5 protein-coding genes are annotated in these 6,611 nt (G+C 42.0%); 4 read left to right on the forward strand and 1 reads right to left on the reverse strand.

Going from position 1 to position 6,611, the window contains the following annotated elements; translation table 11 throughout:
- The first annotated feature begins 424 nt into the window (after positions 1 to 424).
- The 4 genes from JCM16496_RS20150 to JCM16496_RS20165 are packed head-to-tail and all read left to right on the forward strand — an operon-like array spanning position 425 to position 3,360.
- Complete coding sequence (locus JCM16496_RS20150; protein WP_128809761.1) at positions 425 to 946, forward strand: hypothetical protein; 522 nt, start codon at positions 425 to 427, stop codon at positions 944 to 946.
- A complete protein-coding gene (locus tag JCM16496_RS20155; protein ID WP_128809762.1) occupies positions 928 to 1,338 on the forward strand; it encodes a hypothetical protein in 411 nt (136 codons plus the stop codon). Before JCM16496_RS20150 ends, JCM16496_RS20155 begins: the two co-directional genes overlap by 19 nt.
- A 26-nt stretch (positions 1,339 to 1,364) precedes the next feature.
- Positions 1,365 to 2,327 carry a hypothetical protein gene (locus JCM16496_RS20160; RefSeq protein ID WP_128809763.1) on the forward strand — a complete coding sequence of 321 codons (963 nt, stop codon included), beginning with the start codon at positions 1,365 to 1,367 and terminating at the stop codon, positions 2,325 to 2,327.
- Positions 2,308 to 3,360, forward strand: a complete 1,053-nt coding sequence (locus JCM16496_RS20165) for a hypothetical protein (RefSeq protein ID WP_025836328.1) — start codon at positions 2,308 to 2,310, stop codon at positions 3,358 to 3,360. Before JCM16496_RS20160 ends, JCM16496_RS20165 begins: the two co-directional genes overlap by 20 nt.
- 303 nt (positions 3,361 to 3,663) lie before the next feature.
- Here JCM16496_RS20165 and JCM16496_RS20170 read toward each other — a convergent pair whose 3' ends face one another.
- The gene (locus JCM16496_RS20170) at positions 3,664 to 6,207 is read right to left on the reverse strand and encodes a hypothetical protein (protein WP_025836329.1); all 2,544 of its coding nucleotides are present in this window, start codon (positions 6,205 to 6,207) and stop codon (positions 3,664 to 3,666) included.
- Positions 6,208 to 6,611: the final 404 nt, after the last annotated feature.

The following is a 6,611-nucleotide window of genomic DNA, read 5'->3' on the forward strand; positions in this document are numbered from 1 at the left end:
GCGGGGCTATGGGAGAGATTCTACACCTTATTATACAGAGGAATTCAAAGAGCTTAGTCTTACTTGACAGTCTCCAAATGTCGCCATCGCAGCGGACAGTATAGCGAAATAGAAACAACAATTAATATTATTAACAACTAATTTTTATGATTATGAAAATGGAAAAAGAAATGAAGTATGAAGCTCCGGTAGTGGAAGTACTGGAAGTAGAGGTAGAAAAAGGATTTGCCGGAAGCGACCAGGGCTCGGATATGGGCTGGGAATAATGGCTTCTTAGCCTATGAACTCGTATTGAAAATGAATTATTAATAATTTAAAGACGAAAGTTAAAATGAAAGCAAAACATTTATTAACAGCATTAGTTGTCCCTGCCTTGCTTGCTGCATGTGCAGATGACGAATTTGCTACAAATACCCAAAACAAAGTGGACGTTGACGGAACGCTTGTAGAGTTGGGGGAAGATTTCGCCATCGGATTGACACGAGGCGATGATGCTACTACAAGAGCCAACTGGCACTATGAAGGCACAGGTGACGTTCTGTATTCATGGTTACCTACATTTGACATTACTGCAAGTACTGCCGCTGTGGAAAACATAGGTTTTGCATGGAGAGGTGAAGCCAATGATGCGAAAGTAAGAACAAACTACAAGTTCACATTGGATGGTTTCTTGAAAAAAGGCGAAACTGCTCCGAAGACAATCGTTTGCAACGGTGAAGTTTTGGTACTGAACGGTTACACCTTTGAAAAAAATAATGTAACCGATGAAGTGAAGGTAGCTACAGTTGATAGCAAGGCTACTGTAAACTTGATGGAGTACAACGATGCAACCAAAACAATGGAGGTATCATCAATATATGACATTACATACTCTGCAACAAGTGGTTATGGAGTAGTTGGTGCCAAGCTTCTACACTGCCGAATGCTTTGGACGCTGATAAGTTGAAGGAAGGTGACCCGTATGTAAGAAACGGTATCTTTACCACAGACAACTCTACCATTTTCAAAGGTGAATACATCGTTTATTTCCCTTACAACCCTGATTTCGCGGAAGTAAATTACCTGCCAGCCACTTCTCCGGTTATTTTCACACAAGACGATGCGAACAAGAACCGTGTAGCTCACTTGGCCGGTAAGACTTTCGGTTATGGTAAGGCTACCATCACCAAGGGAGGAAGCATGGCTGAGAGTTTTGTTACAGAGAACCTTTCCAGTATTCTGGATTTGAAGATTAAGACAGAAAGCAGCAGCAAGAATATCCAAAAGATTATTCTCGTTGATGAAGGCGAAGGAGCAAATGGATTCATTAAGGAAGTTGGTTTGGATGCTCCAAGATAGGCGTTGCAACAGGTACAGGCTTGTATGTGGCCGAAACTGAAAAGTATGAACCGACACTGGTATTGAACTTGATTAATAGTGCGACAGCTTATGCCGAAGTCAGTACAACTGCCAAAGAATTTACAGTTGCCACCCTGCCTACCAAAGTGAAGAAGTTGGTTGCTTATTTGATGGACGACAAGGGTCTTTGCTGCCGTAAGGAACTGGCTACGGATAAAGCACTGAATGCCGGTAAGGCTTCTCTGTATGAAATAGAAATCAAGAATACAGACAAGTTCGATCAAGCTTTGGCGGTTGATACCAAGACTTTCATTGAAATGCTTGACGAAAAGGGACGTGGCACTACCGATGCAACAATCAATGTATTGGGTAATATTACTCTTGACCCTGCCACATTAGTACGTATTGGTGACAACCATAGTGGAGTTACTCCAACACCTTTGAATAAATGGTTTCTGCAAGGTAATGCGGCAAGTACTCCTGTTACTAGCGGGACTTCTATTTATGTAAAAAACAATATCACAGTAAATGGTACAGGTGTTATCACCATTCCTGCAGACCTGAATATCTTGATTAAAGTTGCAGGTAAGAAGACATTGACCATTAAAAATCCAGTTGTAATTGAAGGACACGGGTGCTGCGGCAAAGAAGGCGGACAATTGATGCTGACATCTCCGGCTAACGGTGAAGGTACATTTGTTTTTGCGAACACAGTGAAGAATTATGGTACAATGTGGCTGGCGAATAATGCTGTAGAAACTTCAAAAACAAAAATCATTTTCAACAGTTCTTTATTGAATGGAGTGGATGAAGAAAATGAAGATGCAGGTGAGATATATTGCTTAGGCTTAACGGAAAGCAACTCAGCAATCGAGATGAATGGCAATGTAACCAACGAAGGAAAAATCATTGTTTGGAGTGCGGTTAAACGATTGGGAGAATTGGATATATGGCCTTTTGATACACCGGGTGGAGAAAAAATACCCTGATCATGCAATAAATTCCGTACAAGTAACAGCCAAGAACATCATTAATGATGGAGCTATTACAGTAGGTAAATATACAGTACTGACGACAACAGCCAATGTGACCAACAATGGTGAAGTATTGGTAGAAGCAGCTGGTACAGGAGAAAGCAGTGAAGATGGTAATTGGACAATTCCTGCCGGTTCCGTAGCCAATACCGGTCTGGTGGAAAACAGCGGTGTTATCAATATCATAAATGATGGTACAATGGCCAATACGTCGGCCACAGCACAAATTGTAGACCATGTGGGTAGCCAGATGGGAGGTTCATTCCCTAAGGCAGAAATGGGTGAATACATCTGTGATGTAGATGACGAGGATGTGACTGCCGATGGTGACCGATTGGGGTATGCTATGGGGCCTGTAATTCCGACTACAACTATTCGTTTCATCGGTGAAGGAAATACAAAAGACAATGGTAACAATGGATATGTTTATAACTTGAATGGTTATAAAGAAGACAACGTATTGCCCTACAACTTCATCATTGAGGCTACATCTAAGGTGAAACTTAGCAGTACAAAGAATATTGATAAAATTGGATTGGTCGCACAACCTGTCTCCATCAAGAAACTGACAGTAAATTCAGAGTTGAATCTTTCTGAAATCAAACTGACTGCTACGGATGTAGTAACTGTCAACAAGGCACTGACAGTTAGTCCTTGGGGAGGTAAAGATGTGAAAACCCGTGAAACAACTAACGCATTTATTGCCGAGAAAGATGTGAATGTAGGAAAGAATGCCACCTTTACTGTTGATAAATTTGTGATGACAGATTTGAATGCCAATCTGAATGTAGGTGAAGGAGCCAAAGCAGTCTTTGACTTTGCCACATTTACCGATGTTAAGGATAAGATTACCGTAAATGCCAAGGGTACCTTTACACGTAAGGTTGCTACTGGTGGTTCAAGCGCCATTGCCGCCGAAGTATATTGCGGCTCTTATGACATAGCCAATAAGGGCAGTGTTACCGACGGATATCCGGTTAAACGCTGATATGCTGATTCTTTAATGGTCTGATTGCATAGGCCATCATATAAATTCCCGTTTACGCATCGTTGGTGTAAACGGGAATTTCTTGTCTATTGCCTAACACATTTTCAGTCCCATCTTCTCCATCGGAAATACCCTATAGGTAAGCTACTTCTTTGGTATAGAGGAAAGTAGGGCTTTTGTTACTGAAGAATCCGGTAATCTGTACCATTCATGGATTTGCCAACAGAGAATCCCCTCTTGATAATGTTTCTGCATATCAGGAGGGGATTCAAATTATACTTTCCTCAGAGGAAGGAACTGCTATTAACTCGCAGCAACGAAAGTGAACTTACCAGTCATTGTTCCAACCATTTCACCAGCAACCTTGATAGCCGTTTCGCTCTGGTTGATGATGGCACCCGCATTGGTTTCGACTTTAAGTTTCGCATTTTCCATTTTACCGGTTGCTGCATTTGTAAGTGTACCGTTTTCAGCAACATTTACAGTAACCTCGGCTTCACTCGATCCAGCCTTGATTGTACCGTTGTTAGTCAAAGAAGCATTCTTCTTAACTGTCAAAGCTGTGCAAGCATCTCCTACAGTAAGGTTCTTTGCTATAGCAAATGTAGCGTTTTCTACAACTTCGATAGAACCGGCAGTCATTGTCGCTGTAGGTTCATCATCTTCTCCTGCTTTATCGTATGGAGCAACGGAAGCGCCTGCACCTGCAATAACCAATTTTCCACAAGTTACTACCACACTCTTATTAATTTCCAGTTTAACACCGGCAGCCAATGACAAGTTGACATTTGCCGTCAAATCAAGTGCAGCTTCCACTTTGATGGACTGGGTCAGCTCTATTGTGTTAATCAATTTGTCTGTTTCATCAGCAACTTTCTCTTGTGCCTTCTTGATAGCATCCAAAGTGGATACGGATGTTTTGATGACACCATAATTACTTGTAGAAGGTTTAGTCAATTTATATCCTTTGCTTGCATCCGTGATAACGATAACACCATCTTTGTTGTTTATTGCTGAAGTTGTTGTACCACCAGCCAATGCTGCTACATTGTTCAGGGTGATAGTACCCGCATTTGTCAGAGCAGCAGTAGATGCTGTCAGTGTAGCTCCATCAGCAATGCTGATGTTACCCTTGTTGCTTGAAGCAGCCTTCAATTCGAACAGACCGGCTGCCGGTTGGTTGACATTGATTGTTGCGCCCTCGTTGTTAGTCAAAGCTGCGGTCAAAGTCATCTTGCCCGTGTTGGTGATTGTTGCAGCGATCTTAGAGGTTGCGTCACCGTTAGTGGTAGTAGTCGTAACCACTACTTCACCGGCATTGACAATGCTTCCCACATTGGCAACAGTTGTTGTCACTGTCAGTTTAGAATTGGTGGCTACACTTAATGTACCTTTATTGGTCAAAGAGTTAATAGTCCACTCTGTCGGATTTGCGGCAGTTGCACCGACAGCCGGACCGATAGCGAGAGTACCTTCGTTGACAATATTTGCACTGGTCAAATCAGAAGCGATTGTAGCCAAATTGTTTTCACCGGTCAATGTCAACTTATTAGTACCAGTATTAACATTTATTTTAAAGCTTGGCAATGTACCTTTTACATCTTTCAACAATTGGAATGTCGGAGTGTTCCAATTAGTAGTATTACCATAAGCACCATAATTGGTTGTTACATAAGCGACAGCGTCCAGCCAATCCTGATCACTGGCAATATCAAATGTAGTGGGTAATTCTATATTATTGTCGTTTACCGTATACTTCAGGTCGGCATTGATTCTCTTGGTCTTACCGGCAGTCAGGCCTTTAAAGGAGTCTCCTGTTTTAATTGTTTGCTTAGAAACACCTTTGTCTGTATAGATGTCGAAAGCCAGGCCATTGGTGTATATTCCGGCAGGAAGCAGTACGTATGCATCAAAAGCTTCACCGGCTTTTAAAGTCTTTCCGTCCTTGATGGCCAACACAATGCTGGCAGCACCGTCTGTTTGATCAACATGTCCGGTTTGTACCTCCAAGGCATCGGCTGCCATTTGGTAGTCTGCAGAAACAGCTTTGCTGGCATCCAATTCTTTAGAAGTTGTCAACACTGCAGTCTGAGCTGTTACTTTCCCATCAGACCAGTTTTCTGTAACGGTTCCAACAAGTGTAGTCAATTTAGAAGGTACAATCTTAGACTTTGTCTTAAATGCTGTAGGAGAGGAATTTCCGTCCTTGATTACAATTCTCTGGATAGTAACTGGGGCGTTAGCATCCTTCAGTTCAATATGGAATCTTACGGCATTGTAGATAGAACGGAAGGTGAGTGGCAACTCGGTTGCATCCCCGTATTTGATACCTGCCAAGCTTACAGCCGGAGCAATCATAAAGTCGTAGTTGGAAATATGAGCGGTCGGATTAGCCGGGTCCATCTCCTGGCGGTCAGCCAATTCCACGTTAAAAGCCTCATTGCCCACATAGTTTTTCAAGTATTGCGTATAGAATACGTATGTCCCTTTGCTGACAGCCGTAGGAGTCTTGAAGTTCATTGTGGCAGCCTTACCGTTCTCGTCAAATTTGCCAGCCGGCGTGAAAGGATAGTTGGTCAACATACCTGAACCGTCAGAATTAGTATACAGTAATGCTCCCAACATATCGGACTCAACCCAATATTGGTTACCCAAGGAACCGTCTGTATTCACATCAATCCCAAATCTGGTGTCAGCTTGGTCACCACCTTTGGATGCAGCAATTGAAATATTTACAGCCTCTCCATTGACTGCAACATTGCCATTTTCAGCAAAATCCTCGTTGGTACATGCACTGAATGCAGACGCAGCAAGAACCGCTGAGAAAAAAAAGTGTTTCGTTCTCATTGTTAATTCTATTAATTTAAAATAATTTATTTACCCATAGGGCAGTAGCCCGAATTATTCTTCATCGCGACCGCCCAAACTTGCTTCAAAGCCTTTTTCTACTTCCACTTCCAGCATTTCCACTACGGGAGCTTCATACTTCATTTCTTTTTCCATGTTCATAATCGTAAAATTAGTTGTTAATAATATAAATTGTTATTTCTGTTTCGTTATGCTGTTGTTATGGTACGCGTTGCCATACACTCGCTATACTTATTGCTTGCAATCCGAAGACTATATATAATAAGGTGTAATCAGTTGTCGAATTGCTCCTATATATAAGGTATAAAACCTTCTTGCAGCCCCGCATTTCAGCCTGCAAAATAAGGACTAAATTTCCTAAACATATTTGGAGGGGGATTTCG

Origin of the sequence: Bacteroides rodentium JCM 16496, from assembly GCF_000614125.1 — a bacterium.
GTDB classification, from domain to species: domain Bacteria; phylum Bacteroidota; class Bacteroidia; order Bacteroidales; family Bacteroidaceae; genus Bacteroides; species Bacteroides rodentium.